General features: G+C 64.2%; 13 protein-coding genes and 1 pseudogene. 8 read left to right on the forward strand and 6 right to left on the reverse strand.

The genetic code is table 11. The annotated features are described in order from the left end of the window. The 4 genes and pseudogenes from GPT33_RS12190 to GPT33_RS12205 all read right to left on the reverse strand — a co-directional run. Positions 1 to 922, reverse strand: a pseudogene (locus tag GPT33_RS12190) (response regulator); the annotation flags it as partial. A gap of 154 nt (positions 923 to 1,076) precedes the next feature. Then, complete coding sequence (locus GPT33_RS12195; RefSeq protein ID WP_296809319.1) at positions 1,077 to 1,541, reverse strand: peroxiredoxin; 465 nt, start codon at positions 1,539 to 1,541, stop codon at positions 1,077 to 1,079. Positions 1,542 to 1,591: 50 nt separating this feature from the next. Further along, positions 1,592 to 2,962 (reverse strand): ATP-binding protein, encoded by a 1,371-nt coding sequence (locus tag GPT33_RS12200; protein ID WP_296809321.1) that lies wholly within the window; start codon positions 2,960 to 2,962, stop codon positions 1,592 to 1,594. Beyond that, positions 2,959 to 3,675 carry a response regulator gene (locus GPT33_RS12205; RefSeq protein ID WP_296809323.1) on the reverse strand — a complete coding sequence of 239 codons (717 nt, stop codon included), beginning with the start codon at positions 3,673 to 3,675 and terminating at the stop codon, positions 2,959 to 2,961. Before GPT33_RS12205 ends, GPT33_RS12200 begins: the two co-directional genes overlap by 4 nt. A 193-nt stretch (positions 3,676 to 3,868) precedes the next feature. On the opposite strand from GPT33_RS12205, the gene GPT33_RS12210 reads away from it, so the two are divergent. Together GPT33_RS12210 and GPT33_RS12215 are read left to right on the forward strand one after the other, a co-directional pair. Then, positions 3,869 to 4,024: a hypothetical protein gene (locus GPT33_RS12210; protein ID WP_296809325.1), complete on the forward strand. Its 156-nt coding sequence runs from the start codon at positions 3,869 to 3,871 to the stop codon at positions 4,022 to 4,024. A gap of 290 nt (positions 4,025 to 4,314) precedes the next feature. Then, positions 4,315 to 4,884, forward strand: coding sequence for a tetratricopeptide repeat protein (locus GPT33_RS12215; protein WP_296809326.1), 570 nt, complete (start codon positions 4,315 to 4,317; stop codon positions 4,882 to 4,884). A 49-nt stretch (positions 4,885 to 4,933) separates the two neighbouring features. Here the strand turns inward: GPT33_RS12215 and GPT33_RS12220 are convergent, their stop codons facing one another. Beyond that, positions 4,934 to 5,542 carry a methyltransferase gene (locus GPT33_RS12220; RefSeq protein WP_296809342.1) on the reverse strand — a complete coding sequence of 203 codons (609 nt, stop codon included), beginning with the start codon at positions 5,540 to 5,542 and terminating at the stop codon, positions 4,934 to 4,936. A 307-nt stretch (positions 5,543 to 5,849) separates the two neighbouring features. On the opposite strand from GPT33_RS12220, the gene GPT33_RS12225 reads away from it, so the two are divergent. The 4 genes from GPT33_RS12225 to hypE all read left to right on the forward strand — a co-directional run bounded on the left by GPT33_RS12225 (position 5,850) and on the right by hypE (position 9,951). Further along, complete coding sequence (locus tag GPT33_RS12225) at positions 5,850 to 7,007, forward strand: nickel-dependent hydrogenase large subunit (RefSeq protein ID WP_296809327.1); 1,158 nt, start codon at positions 5,850 to 5,852, stop codon at positions 7,005 to 7,007. 208 nt (positions 7,008 to 7,215) lie between these two features. Continuing rightward, positions 7,216 to 7,500 carry a HypC/HybG/HupF family hydrogenase formation chaperone gene (locus GPT33_RS12230; RefSeq protein WP_296809329.1) on the forward strand — a complete coding sequence of 95 codons (285 nt, stop codon included), beginning with the start codon at positions 7,216 to 7,218 and terminating at the stop codon, positions 7,498 to 7,500. Further along, a complete protein-coding gene (gene hypD / locus GPT33_RS12235; protein WP_296809332.1) occupies positions 7,497 to 8,645 on the forward strand; it encodes a hydrogenase formation protein HypD in 1,149 nt (382 codons plus the stop codon). Before GPT33_RS12230 ends, hypD begins: the two co-directional genes overlap by 4 nt. Before the next feature lie 259 nt (positions 8,646 to 8,904). Further along, positions 8,905 to 9,951 (forward strand): hydrogenase expression/formation protein HypE, encoded by a 1,047-nt coding sequence (gene hypE, locus GPT33_RS12240; RefSeq protein ID WP_296809334.1) that lies wholly within the window; start codon positions 8,905 to 8,907, stop codon positions 9,949 to 9,951. A gap of 274 nt (positions 9,952 to 10,225) precedes the next feature. Here hypE and GPT33_RS12245 read toward each other — a convergent pair whose 3' ends face one another. Continuing rightward, positions 10,226 to 11,854 (reverse strand): serine hydrolase, encoded by a 1,629-nt coding sequence (locus GPT33_RS12245; RefSeq protein ID WP_296809336.1) that lies wholly within the window; start codon positions 11,852 to 11,854, stop codon positions 10,226 to 10,228. Positions 11,855 to 12,090: 236 nt separating this feature from the next. On the opposite strand from GPT33_RS12245, the gene GPT33_RS12250 reads away from it, so the two are divergent. Together GPT33_RS12250 and GPT33_RS12255 are read left to right on the forward strand one after the other, a co-directional pair. Next, a complete protein-coding gene (locus tag GPT33_RS12250) occupies positions 12,091 to 12,528 on the forward strand; it encodes a PGPGW domain-containing protein (protein ID WP_296809337.1) in 438 nt (145 codons plus the stop codon). Positions 12,529 to 12,779: 251 nt separating this feature from the next. Then, positions 12,780 to 13,805 (forward strand): winged helix-turn-helix domain-containing protein (locus GPT33_RS12255; RefSeq protein WP_296809340.1); only part of this gene is annotated, 1,026 nt, incomplete at its 3' end.

Raw genomic sequence — 13,805 nt, forward strand, 5'->3', positions numbered from 1 at the left:
AGACCAAGAGGAAGATGATCGACAGGACGCGCACGATCAGTGCGTCGCGAAACTCCTCGATCGGCGAGGGATCCACCGCTCGGCCCACCCAAAGCGGCACCCCGTCCTCGGTCAGGAACATGGGCACCCAGAGCAGCTGGCGGCCTTGACGGCCCTTCCACACGGCGAGGGTGCCGCCGGCAAAGATCTCGGCCAAGCCGGGGAAGGCGTCGAAGGCCTCCGGCTGGCCGCTTGCCGGCTGACCGGGACGCAGATAGCTGCCGTCGTGATTCACCCAGAGCGTGTCTCGATAGAACTGGGCGAGTCCGCCGACATCGATGGTCATCACCACCACCCCCCGCGGGTCGTCCGTCTTCTCCCCGCCGATTCGGCTGACCAGGCTCAGAGTCATGAGCTGGCGCGGGTCTTCAACCCCTGCCAAGGGGTCGATGCGGATCCGGCTGACCATCACTGCGCCGGATTGCAGATCGAGCCCGGCGGTCAGGAATTCGCGATTCGGGACTTGCGGGGGCGAGGCGGTCGGTCGCCATTCCTGCGTGCGTGCATCGCGCGCCAGCCAAAAACGCTCCTGACCGTCGTCGCCGACGAAGAGGATCTGAATGATGTCGCGTTGATCGGCGACGATCTGATTGATCCAAGCGGTGTAGCGCGCGCGTGCGACATCGATCTGATTCGCATCGCCCTGCTCGCCCAGAATGAGGCCGGGCTCGGGCAGCTTCGAGAGCAGCCGGATCATCTCGTGTCGACTGGCCAGGTGTTGGTCGAGATCGCGAAAGTCCGCGCGCAGATTCTGCAGATAGGCGCGTTGGTAGAACATCGCGGTGCGATCCAGCACCAGGGGGAGGTTGATCAGCACGGCCAACACCAGCGGGGTCAGGCCGAAGATGAGGAGGAAGATCAGGATGTAGGCGCGCAGCTTCACGCTTCGCGAGGTTTCCGAGCGCGGCTCGGGGTCGAGCGCCGGGGAGGGCGAGCCCGAACCCGAACCGGCCGCAGCGACCGGCTCGACCGAGGAGATCGGACTACTTTCCTCGGTCGGGGGCGAGAGCATCGCGATGGCCGCCCCCGGTCGCGGATCAGAGCGCCTGGACCAGTTCCAGGATCTGGGCGGCATGACCCTTGGGCTTGACGTCGTAGAGTGCATGTCGGACGACGCCGCCCTTGTCGACGACGAAGGTCGAACGAACGATCCCCATTCGCTTCTCGCCGTGCGCCTCCTTCTCGCGCCACACACCGTAGGCCTCGCACGCCTCGCCCTCGGTATCGGCGAGCAGTTGGACGGTCAAGCCGTATTTGTCGCGGAAGGCGCCGTGACTGGTGCAGTTGTCGCGGCTGATGCCCACGACATCGGTCTCGGCGGCGTCGAAGTCGGCTTGCAGGTCGGTGAAGTCGAGCGCCTCCATCGTGCAGCCCGGTGTGTCGTCCTTGGGGTAAAAGTAGATCACCAGGTTGCGTTGCCCGAGGAGTCGATCGAGACTCACCCGTCCCATATCCGCGTTGGGGAGTGTGAAGGCGGGCGCATGATCGCCAGGTTGCAGCATCGCGAAGGGCTCCGGGTGGTCGAGCGGATTGATGAATGTCAGGGCGGAATTTAGGCACCCTCGGACGGCACGTCAACCGCCGTGCCGTTGCGCAGAGCAAGAGCGGGCTCGAGTTCGAGCGGCGGCAAGCGAACGCTCGCGACGGTGCCGCCGCCGCGACGCGTGCCCAGACGAAGCTCCATCTGGTTCGACAAGGCGAGCTGGTAAGCCACGGCAAGACCCAAGCCCGTGCCGCCGGTCAGTCGGCTGCGCGAGGTTTCCAGGCGGTAGTAGGGACGAAAGACGGCCTCGCGCTCCGCCTCCGGGATCCCCGGCCCGCGATCGAGCACGAAGATCACGGGCGTCGTTGTCTTGCAGTCGAGATGGACCTCGACCAGGTCTTGACTGTAGCGCAGGGCGTTTTCGATCAGATTGCTCAGGATGCGGCGCAATGCCAAGACGTCGACTCGATAGCGGCACGATCGACTGCGTTGCCAGATCACCCGCGGTCGACCGGCAACCAGGTCGTCGATCAAGGCGGCGAGATCGATCTCCTCGCGATGTCCTGTTTCGAGGCTTTTCCCGAAATCGATCGCCTGGGTGATGAGCGCGTTCATCTCCTCGATGTCACGCTCCATTCGAGCGACCAGCGCGGGAGCGGTTCCTCGGGGCAGCATCTCCACCGCCAGGCGCAGGCGCGTCAGCGGCGTGCGCAGATCGTGCGAGATCCCGGCGAGCAGCAGGGTGCGATTGGCGATCAGCTCGCGGATGCGTCGACTCGTGGCATTGAACTGACGCGCGAGGTTCGCGAGCTCTTTGGGGCCGCTTTCGGACAAGACGGCGGGCGAGTAGCCGAGCGCGACCTGCTCGGCGGCCTTCGAGAGGCGGTTCAGCGGCTGGGTGACGCGCCCTGCCAAAATCACCGCACTTCCGACGATCATGAGAACGGCGACGCCGACGATCACGGATAGGCCCTGGATCGGTCGGGTCTCGACCCGACTGCGCGGAAACCCGGCCCAGATTTTTTCACTGCCCGAGTCGAGCGCGACCCAGAACCAGCGGTCGCTGTTGGCGACACTTGTGACGATTTCCACCTCGCCGCCGAGTCGCTCTTCCAAGGCGTGTTTCACCTGGCCGAGATACGGGAAGAAGAAATGGTTGACGTCCGTGAGCGGCCGCTCCTCGGCGAGGCGGATCTGATACTCCCGCGCCAGCCGGGAGCGATAGTCGTCACGCATCTCCGCCGGGAGCTGACGCAGGGTCCGAGCCGAGAGGACCATGATGCTCGCCAGGTCCGAGGCGGAGCGCTGCGCGACCGGCGTCAAGGCATAGGAGACGATCACCCAGAAGGTGATGAGGCCGAACAATCCGAACGTGAAGACCAAGGTGAGCAGCGCGCGCCCGAACAAACTTGCCGGGATCAGGCGTGCAAGCAGCTTCATGCGTCCCCGGCCGGCGTGAACATATACCCTTTGCCCCAGATGGTGCGGATGTAGCGCGGGCGCTTCGTATCCGGCTCGATTTTGGCGCGCAATCGCGCGATCTGCACGTCGATGCTGCGATCGAACGGCGAGCGCTCGTAGCCCTTGAGCAGATCGAGCAGCAGGTCGCGATCCAGGACACGGTCCGGATGCTCGGCAAGGATCCGCAGCAGCTCGAGCTCCCCCGAGGTGAGCACGACGGACTCATCCCCGCGTCGCAGCTCGCGTTGGCCGAGGTCAAGCCGATAGGGTCCGAAGCGAATGACCCCTTCGTCCTCGCGGGGCTCTGCCGACGCGCTCGGGGCTCGGCGGCGCAGCACGGCACGGATTCGCGCCAGAAGCTCCCGCGGATTGAATGGTTTGGGCATGTAGTCGTCGGCACCGACCTCCAAACCGACGATCCGATCGATGTCGTCGCCGCGGGCCGACAGCATGATGATCGGGGTATCGGCGCGCGCCCGCAGTCGCCGTGCCAGGGTCAGCCCGTCCTCGCCGGGGAGCATCAGGTCGAGGATCACCAGGTCAGTCTCGTGCTCTGCCAGCCAGGCATCCATGGCGATGCCGTCCTCCGCACCCGCCACGTTGAAGCCCTCGCCGGCGAGATAGTCGCCGAGCAGCGCGCGCAAGGCCGCGTCGTCGTCGACAACCAGAATTTGGATCGTTGAATCGGGCATTTCCGCGGGATCCCGTTCGCCCGAGGTCAGGCGACTGTAACAACTTGTAACAACATTAGAGCTGACTGAAATACTCTATTGATGCCTTTCGCGCAAGATAGACCCGTACCCGCAGGTCCGTGGTCGAGTCATCTTCGATCCTCGGTTCTGCGGATCCTTGGAGCAGTTATCCGACGGACAGAGGGGAGCAGGCATGAGCTTCGATGCACTTACGATCACGGGTCTGGTCGCGGCGATTCTCTGCGCCGGCTTTTTGGTCGCGCTTATCAACCGCGACGATGCCGGTGTCGCTCGTCCTTCACGCATACGTGGTACCGACAAGACCGATGGACCCGACTGCCGGTCCTGAGTCGGGGCCACATCCGGGCAGCAAGCCAGTTAGGTCGCCACGCCAGCTACACACCCTGTCGTCGCGACCTTTTTTTAATGGTTGATTCCGCTCGTTGAATCCTGGCGCAGGTCGGTTGTCCCGATCGGTTTAAGAATAGGCAAGGTCGCTGAATCGCGCGAGGATTAACGGCTGCGGACCCGACGGCCCGGCCCGATGGGTCCCGAGCGGCAGCGTTCGGCCCGGTTTGACAGGCCGTTTCGCGGTTCCTAGGATCGCCGAACCTCTCCTCCGACAACCTTCTCGACACCATGCCCAGACTCTCCCCGCTGCAGTGGCTGCTTTTTGCCGTGTTCTTGTTCTTCTATGGTTTCACGGTCTTTGCGGTCACTCGCGACTACTACATTCGCCACGCCGCGCGCCCTGTCGTCGCCGCGGCGCCGGCCGCGCCCCACGCGCTGCCGGCCCAAAATGCTCCGCGTCCGGCCCCGACCGCGATCCCGCAGGCCATCACCGAGACCAATCCCGACCTCTTGGCGCAGCAGGCCGACGCGCTCTTCGTGGAGCGTCGGTATGCCGAGGCCGTGCCCGTCTATCGTCGTTTGCTCGAGCTTCGGCCGGACGATGTCGAAGCCCACAACGATCTCGGGCTGGCGCTGCATTACACCGGCGATACCAACGGGGCGCTGACGCAACTGCGTGCCGGCGCGGCCAAGGGCGCCGACCACCAGCGGATCTGGCTGACCCTTGGCTTCGTGAGCCTGCAGGCCGGCGATGCAGCCGAGGCGCGCACGGCGCTCGAGCGCGCCCGCGATCTCGGTGCCGACACGGGTGTGGGTCAGGAGGCGACCCGTTTGCTGGATCTGATCGAGGAGCCGTAGAGTCGGCCCCCGACCTTGCGTCCGCGGCCGACCAAGTTCGAGCGCCCGGTCATTCCCCGTGACCCGAGTGAGACCGCTCGGCGAGCGCAACCGTGTAATGGGACCCTTGCTTGAGCTTGTCGTAGTTGCCGAAGACCTCGGTCAGGTTGCGTTTCATATACTGGCGCAGCCCGTTGATGGTCACCAAATAGAGGCGCCCGCCCGGGCGCAGGCGAGCATACGCGTCATGCAGCAGGAGCGCGAGTAGCTCCTTGCCCACCTTCGCCGGGATGTTGCTCGCGATCAGGTCGAACCGCAGCTCGGGGTCGACCTGATCGAACCCGTTGCTGAGCTGCGCGCGTGCGTTCTCCAAGCGATTGAGCCTGATGTTGCGCGTCGCGTAATCCACTGCCACGAAGTCCTTGTCGACCATCAGGGTTCGACCCTGCGGGGCGAGCGTCGCCATCGCCAAGCCGATTGCCCCGTAGCCACAGCCGAGATCGAAGCAGTCGTCGGCCGGTCGAACCTGCAGATGCGCCAGCAGCAGACGGGTGCCCTCGTCGATCTCGCGCGGCGAGAAGAGACCCCACGTGCTGTGAAGCGTCAGGTCGCGTCCGCCGAGCTCGGCATTGAAGACGATGTCTCGGCGAAGGGCAGCGAGTTGTTCGGGCATAAGCACGTGGGGTTGGCCTGCCGGGATGTGACGAGTGTGGAAGATCGGCGATACTGCGCCGGGGACGACATGGGCTGCGATGGTGCAGAGTGAGCGGCACTCGACGAATCCGCAGTCGAAGTTAACACCGAACGTATCGACCCAATCGCTTTTCAGATCCTTAAACCGCGTCAGCTCCACGTCATCCGGGCTACCGGGCGTCGTATCTCACGCCAATGTCCCGCTCGGACCTCGAACGCGGTTTAAGCTATCCTGAAGCCCGATCGGCTACACTGCAAGTCTTGCATCGCCAATCCGGAGGTCCGCCAGCCGCATGTCCGATCCGGGTGGAAGTCTCGACATCCAATTGACGCCATCCTCGGGCGGTCTCGTCTGCACGATCGCCTCGACACGCCCGGTCGCTGCCGCGTCGGCCTTCGTCGGGCGCACGCCGCAGGAGACGACGGCGCGCCTGCCGCTGCTCTTCTCGATCTGTGCCCGCGCTCAGGCCGGCGCCTGTGCGGCGGCATTCGAGCAGGCCTTCGGGGGGGTTGCGAGCCCGATCATCCGCGGACGACGTGAGGCAGCGATCGCAGCGGAGACGATCCGCGAGCACCTGTGGCGAATCCTGCTCGATTGGCCCGCGATCTTGGACGAGCCGCCGAGTCGTGAGGACATGGCGGCGGTCCTTGCACTGTCGAATCGCATCCTCGCGCGGCTCGACCCCGCCGGCGATCTGTTCGGCCTCGACGCGAGCTCGGCGGCAGGTCAAGCCCCCGGTCTCGATGTCCTGCTCGCGGATCTGACCGATCTGCTGACGTGCAAGGTATTCGGGATCGCACCCGAGCACTGGTTGCAACTGATCGGCGACCCGGCGAGCTTCGAGCGCTGGTGTCGCAAGGCGGAGACGGTGGCGGCTCGCTTGTTGCGTTCCCTGCTGGAATCAGGAGAAGCATCGCTCGGACAGACCCCGATCGCCGCCCTGCCGACGGTCTCGGACGAGGACCTGCTCGCACGGATGATGGCGCCGGATTGGGCCGAATTCGTCGCCCGTCCGACCTGGCAGGGACAGCCCCGCGAGACCAGCCCCTTTACGCGCGTCTATCCCCTGCCGCTGATCGAGGTCTACGGAGCGGGCCTCCTAGTGCGCCTTGCCGCTCAACTCACGGAGGTCGCGACCGGCTTGCGGCTGCTGAGCCGCGGCACCGCTGGGAGCGCCGCCGCGCAGCCGACGGTCGCGAGCGGCACCGGAATCGGGCTCGGGCGCGTCTTCGCGGCGCGTGGTCTGCTGGCTCATCTGGTTCGAGTCGAGGACGGCCGCGTCCGCGACTATCGAGTCCTCGCGCCGACCGAGTGGAACTTTCACCCCCGCGGCGTCGTTGCCCGAGCGCTGGAGGGTCTGCCGCCCAGCCCCGAGGCGCAGTTGCGTCGACAGGCCGAGCTTCTGATCACGGCAATCGATCCCTGCGTGGCCTTCACGCTCACCTGTTAAAACGCGCCCCCGAGCGTGATGCGAGGCCGTCACTCGGGCGCAGGGTGGGGGCGAGTCTGATGCCCTCGTAGATGGCGCGTTTTAAGATTATTAATTTATTGATATAAAACGCGTCTCGTCAAGGTTTCGGCTGGCGACCAGGTTCGTCCCGATCTGACCGCTTCATTGATCGCCCCGGACGCGTTTTATTCTACGAGGTGTTTTGTCCATGTGTCTTGCCATCCCCGCACGCATCACCTCCATCGATGTCGCCGCCGATACCGCGAAGGTTGCGCTCGGGCCCGTCTGCAAGGAGATCTCGTTGGCCCTGATCGAGGACGCCGCCGTCGGCGATTATGTCTTGGTCCATGTGGGCTACGCCTTGAACAAGATCAGCGAAGAGGAGGCGCAGCGAACGCTTGAGATCATCGCGGAGATGGGGCTGCTCGAGGAAGAGCTGGAACTGGAGCCCGGGCCGACGTCGAGCGTCGAGGGAACCGGGGGCCAACGTTGAAATACATCGATGAGTTCCGCGACAAAGGCCTCGCCCGCCGGCTCGCCGAGACGATTGCCGCCGAGGCGCATCCCGGACGCGACTATCGCTTGATGGAGTTCTGCGGCGGTCACACACACGCCATCTTCCGCTACGGCGTGCAGCACCTGATGCCGCCGAACCTGCGATTCATCCACGGCCCCGGATGTCCAGTCTGCGTGCTGCCGATGGCCCGGATCGACCATGCGATCGCTCTCGCCACGCAGCACGATGTCACGCTCTGCACCTACGGCGACCTGATGCGCGTGCCGGCCAGCGAGCGCAAGAGTCTGCTCAAGGCCAAGGCCGATGGCGCGGATATCCGAATGATCTACTCCACCCAAGACGTGCTGCGGATCGCGCGCGAGAACCCCGAGCGGCAGGTCGTCTTCTTCGCCATCGGCTTCGAGACCACCACGCCGCCGACCGCTGTCGCCGTGAAGACCGCGCGCGCCGAGGGGCTGACCAACTTCTCGGTCTTCTGCAACCATGTGCTGACGCCGTCCGCGCTGCAGACGATTCTGAGCACCGCCGGACCCGACGGGGTCCAGCTCGACGGTATCCTCGGCCCCTCCCATGTGAGCACGCTCATCGGCAGTCGACCCTATCGCTTCGTGGCCGAGCAGTTCGGCGTGCCCGTCGTGATCGCCGGTTTCGAGCCCCTGGATGTGATGCAGTCCGCCTTGATGCTCGTCAGACAGCTCAACGAAGAGCGTTGCGAGGTCGAGAACCAGTACACCCGTGCCGTGAGCGAGGAGGGCAACCGCAAGGCGCAGGCCCTGATCGAGGAGGTCTTTCGGATCCGCCCCGAGTTCGAGTGGCGCGGGCTCGGCTTCCTGCCGAACAGCGCCTTGGCGCTGGCCGACGCCTACGCGGACCTGGATGCCGAAGAGCGCTTTCCGGTCGAGATCGCCCCGGCCAAAGAGATCAAGGGCTGCGAGTGCCCGGCCATCCTGCGCGGGGTGAAAACACCGACCGAGTGCAAGCTCTTCGGCAACCCCTGCACGCCCGACAACCCCATGGGTTCCTGTATGGTGTCGTCCGAGGGTGCCTGTGCGGCCTATTGGAGCTACGGGCGGTTCAGAGAGCCGGCACAGAGCCTCCGGATTCCAGCGGTTAGCGGATAGTCATTCGCTGTCAGGTGCCAGCTATCAGTCACGAGCCTTGATGCTCGACCGCGTGTCGGCGAGGATTCAACGACTGAATCGTCCCAAAGCAGAAGGCAGGACGGCACGTAGTCAGTTGTGCTGACGGTAGGAAGCACAACATCCTCTGCGGTCGGTTGTGCCTCGCACGGCTCGCCACAAACTACGGCCCCCGAAAGCTGATAGCTGGCGGCCGGAGGCTTTCCATGGCTGGCCCAGTCGTCTCAAACGAGGTCTCAGAATGACATCCGATCGGCGCTTTCCCGTGCGACTCGATCTCAGGAAGGGCGCCGTAGACATGAGTCACGGCTCCGGAGGGCGCGCCATGGCGCAGCTCATCGGCGAGCTGTTTCAGCGGTATCTCGACCACGAGCTGCTGACGTTGGGCAATGACCAAGCGCTCTTTACCCCGCCGCCCGGTCGTTTGGTGATGAGCACCGACGGTCATGTGATCTCCCCGCTCTTCTTCCCGGGCGGCGACATCGGCTCGCTCTCCGTGCACGGCACCATCAACGATGTCGCCATGTCCGGTGCTCGACCGCTCTACCTGGCCGCCGGTTTCATCCTGGAGGAGGGCTTCCCGCTCGGCGATCTGGCCCGCATCGTCGAGAGCATGGCGCAAGCCGCCAATGCCGCGGGCGTGCCGGTGGTGACGGGCGACACCAAGGTGGTGGAGCGTGGCAAGGGCGACGGGGTCTTCATCACCACCACCGGGATCGGCGTGGTGCCCGAGGGCATCCTGATCTCGGGTGATCGCGCCGAGCCGGGGGATGTGATCCTGGTCAGCGGGAGTATGGGCGACCATGGTGTTGCCATCCTCTCCAAACGCGAGAACCTCGGCTTCGAGACCGAGATCCGCTCCGACAGTGCCGCTCTGCATGAGCTGGTCGCCGCCATGATCGCGGCTGTTCCGGACATCCACTGTCTGCGCGACCCCACCCGCGGCGGCTTGGCGACGACGCTTAACGAGCTGGCCCATCAATCCGGCGTCGGCATGCAGATACGCGAAGACGCCATTCCGGTTCGCCCCGAGGTAGCCGCCGCCTGCGAGCTGCTCGGGCTCGATCCGCTCTATGTCGCCAACGAGGGTAAGCTGATCGCCATCTGCCCGCCCGATCAGGCCGTGCGTCTGCTCGATGCCATGCAAGCCCATCCGCTCGGGATGGAATCGGCCATCATCGGCGAGGTCGTCGAGGACCCGCATCGCTTCGTGCAGATGGAAACCGGCTTCGGCGGAAGCCGGATCGTCGATTGGCTCGCAGGCGAGCAGTTGCCGCGGATCTGCTGATCCGCGGCCTCTCCACTATCGGAATGTGCTTCCCGGACTTAAACCGCGCCCGGTACGGTATGCGTAATTTGTTGGAGTGGCTTGGCCGCGTCGGCTCCGACGACTGTCGGAGCCGACGCGGTTTAACATACTAAAAACCTTAAATTCTAAACCGCGTCTCACTGGGATCAAGGATATCTCCGAAGCCAAACGCACAATGAAAATGACGCATATCGCTCTGGACGCGGTTTAGGCCGATAACCGATTCGGCCCTGTCCGGTCACCTCGATTGGGATCACCGAGAGCGAGACGCCGACTCACGTCTCCGTTCCCCGAACCGCGCCGGCGGAGCATCGGACGCTCGGGTGAACCGCCCCCCGTTCACGTCGGCAAAGACGTCGATGACCATCTCGCGTGCATTGCCTCCCGTCGGTACGACAAAGGTCACGAGGATCTCGGAGTCGGACTCGGCGGGCATGTCCGGCATGAGGCCCGAGAAGGTGTTTCCGCTGAAGGAGACCAGCGGTACATCGAGCTGTTTCGGACCCATGACGGCATGCAGTGCATTCTCGACGACGCTTACCGTGATCTGTCCGTAGGCCGGATTGGAGTAGGTTCCGGTGTAGCGCTCCAACGGAAGGCTGAGCTGCGGACTGATCGCCGCCGTCGCCTCGGTACGCTCGGGTCTCGGGAAAAAGAGACCGGGGCCGGTCATGGGTGCGTCGCTGCTTGCGGAGGCGTTGCGGTCGAGCAGGACACTCAGATCGTTTTCGGGATGGAAGTAAAGCGCATAGGCTTTGGCCAGCATCAGCTCCGGGACGCTGTTTGGAACCTTATTGGTCAGGACAACCAACCCGATATTGGCCTTCGGAATCAGCGCGACGATGGAGTGCATCCCGCTGGTTTCGCCGTTATGCCACACGACCGGGTAGGGCGAGAAGGAGTTGTAGATCCAAGCCGAGGCGTAGGACGCAACCTCGCCGAAGACCTGATTTCCGGCGAAGACCTTCGGGTCGTGCATCGCGGCGATGTTTTCTGCGCTGATCAGCTGATTCCCCTCGAAGGTACCGCGACCCAACTGCATCCGGATCCATTTGGTCATGTCCAGTACGTTGGACCGGATTCCGCCGGCTGGCCCGTAGGTATCGATCCAATCCCCGTACGTCCAATCGTCCGGAATGGGCCAAGGATCTCCCGAGGCGGTGCCGATGTGCCCTCGGGCGATATTGGTCAGGGTCGCGACGACCTCCGGGTTGGCCGTGGTCTCGGTCATGCCCAGCGGGCCGAAGATGGAGACATCCAGATTGTCTTCCCAGCTCAGGCCGGTTTTGTCCTCGACGATCTGGGCCGCCGCCAGGAAGAGGCTGTTGACGTAGCCGAAGGTCGAGCGAAAGCTGGTGATGGGCTCGACGAACCGCACGGCCCGTACGATGTCTTCGCGATTGAAGCCCAGAAAGGCCATGAGGTCGAGCGAATAGGGCGTCATACCGCTGCGCTGGGAGACGAGGTCCGCGATCTGAAACTCGCGCGTCACCCACGGATCCATCATGGCGAATTCGGGAAGATGCTCGAGCACCGGATCCTTCCAGCCGATGCGATCCTCGTCGTCGAGCATCGCGAGCAGGGTGGTCGTGAACGCCTTGGACGTGGAGCCGATCTCGAAGACCGTGTGGACATCGACCGGCGCGCCGGTTGCCGCGTCCTTGACCCCGAAGCCCTTGGAGTAGATCACCTCGTCGTCCTTGACGATCGCATACGCCATGCCGAGGACCTGCTGCTCCTGCATGATCCGAACGGCGTAGGCCTCCAATTCGTCCAAGACGCTGCCGGTTTCGGCGCGTGCAGCGCCCGCAAAGGCCGCCGATGAGATGCAGATCGCCAGAACCAGGCCCGTTGCGCCCGTCCCTCTCAAGCGGATGTTCATTTGATTTTTCCTCGTTGGTGTGGTGTCTTCGCAACGAGGCTCGAGCCTGGTCTCCGACCGTCCAAGCGTGTCCCCGCGTCGCCTCTCAAGCATAGACGGCGACGAGCGGTCCGACCGGACGGCGCACGGTGCGGTTTGTGACGCAGGTCTCGTTTTGCCTTCCGAGCGCGCTGCAGGTCGGCGCCGGGGTGTCGCACGCGAACAAGAGCCCGCCGAGGGCCCGGGAGGCGAGGGTGATGATCGACATGAGTTGGGTCGAGGCCCATCAGGGCCTGCTGCTGTCCCTGGCCGGACTTTCGGTCCTGATGTTCGTGGGATCCCTGATCGCCTTGCCGTTCCTCTTGGCGCGGATCCCGGAGGATTATTTCGTCGACCCCAGGCGGCATTCGGCGCGGATGAAGAGCCTCCATCCGGTCGCCTATCTGAGCCTGCGGTTGCTCAAGAATCTGGTCGGCTGGATCCTGATCCTGGCGGGCATCCTGATGCTGGTGCTCCCCGGTCAGGGGATCCTCACCATAATCATGGGCTTGGTCCTGAGCGACTTCCCCGGTAAGTACGCGCTCGAGCGCCGACTCGCAAGCAACCGGCGCGTCCTAAGCGGAATCAACTGGATTCGCAGACGCGGGGGTCATGCCCCACTCATGCCGCCGCAAATTGAAACCAAACCTGCTTGATTCTTTTGTTTTCAATCCTCTAAACCGCGCCCAGAGCGAGATGCTCAGTTTCGGGTGGGCTCGACGTTTGGTGCATCCACGGCCGTTTGCGGGGGCGCGGTTTAAACGGCATCAACGGAAATTCCCGGCGTTGCCGGAAGGGCGCACGGTGTAAGCGTTCGCGGGGTGCGGAGTGCCGGGAGATACGCCGATCAACGTCTAAACTGAAGACTAAAGCGATTCGACTCCGCGACGATAGAGGCTCGACACCCTTGGCGACGATCCGCGACCCGGAAACCTTCTCGCGGTTTGATGCGCCCTTCGCCGTCGGCGACTGGGAGGTCCGCGCACGCTCAAACGAGATTCGTCGCGGGGCCAAGAGGGTCAAGCTCGAGCCGAAGGTCATGCAGGTTCTCTGTTTTCTCGCCTCGCGGCCGGGCGCCGCGGTCTCGCGCGAGGAGTTGGAGGCGCAGGCATGGTCCGGGATGGTCGTGACCTACGATGCGGTGACCAGTGCGATCATCAAGCTGCGCAAGGCACTGGGCGATGAGGCCCGTCACCCGCGCTACATCGAGACCCTCTCCAAAAGTGGCTACCGCCTGATCGCCGATGTCCATGACGAGGTGCTCGACTTGGCGGATCCCCCGGCCGGGCGTGCGGAGCAATCCAGGTGGTCGATCGCTTTCCGCATCCTGATTCCGTTCGTTGCACTCGTTTCGATCGCCGTCTGGCTGCTCCCGAAAGGTGGCGAACCAACGGTGTCCGACGGCGGCGGAACCGCTCCGGCGCCGCTGCACACCCCCGGAATCGCGGTTCTTCCCTTCGTCAATCTTGGCGCCGTTCCGGAGCAGAATTACTTCGCGGACGGGATCACCGAAGACCTCATTACCGATCTGTCGAAGCTTTCGAGTCTCTGGGTGGTCGCCCGCAACTCCGCCTTTGCCTATCGGGGCGGCACCGAAGACGAGCGTACGATCGCTCGCGAGCTCGGCGCCGACTACGTCCTCAAGGGCAGTGTTCAGCGTTCCGCGGAGCGTGGCAGCAATCTTTGGGCGGAACGCTATGACCGGCGGATCGATGACCTTTTCGCGCTGCAGGACGAGATCGCGGCCAGCATCCTCTCGGCGATCGAGGTCGAGATCGCCCCGAGCGACCGCGCGAGGTTGGGCCGCAGTCACCTCGCGAGTATCGAGGCTTACGATGCCTTTCTGCGCGGACTCGATCACTACGGACGACGTTCGCTCCAGGACACCCAGATGGCGATCGATCACTACCGTCGGGCGATCGCCATCGACCCT

The organism is Thiocapsa sp. (assembly GCF_011390875.1).
In the GTDB taxonomy this organism is placed as follows: domain Bacteria; phylum Pseudomonadota; class Gammaproteobacteria; order Chromatiales; family Chromatiaceae; genus Thiocapsa.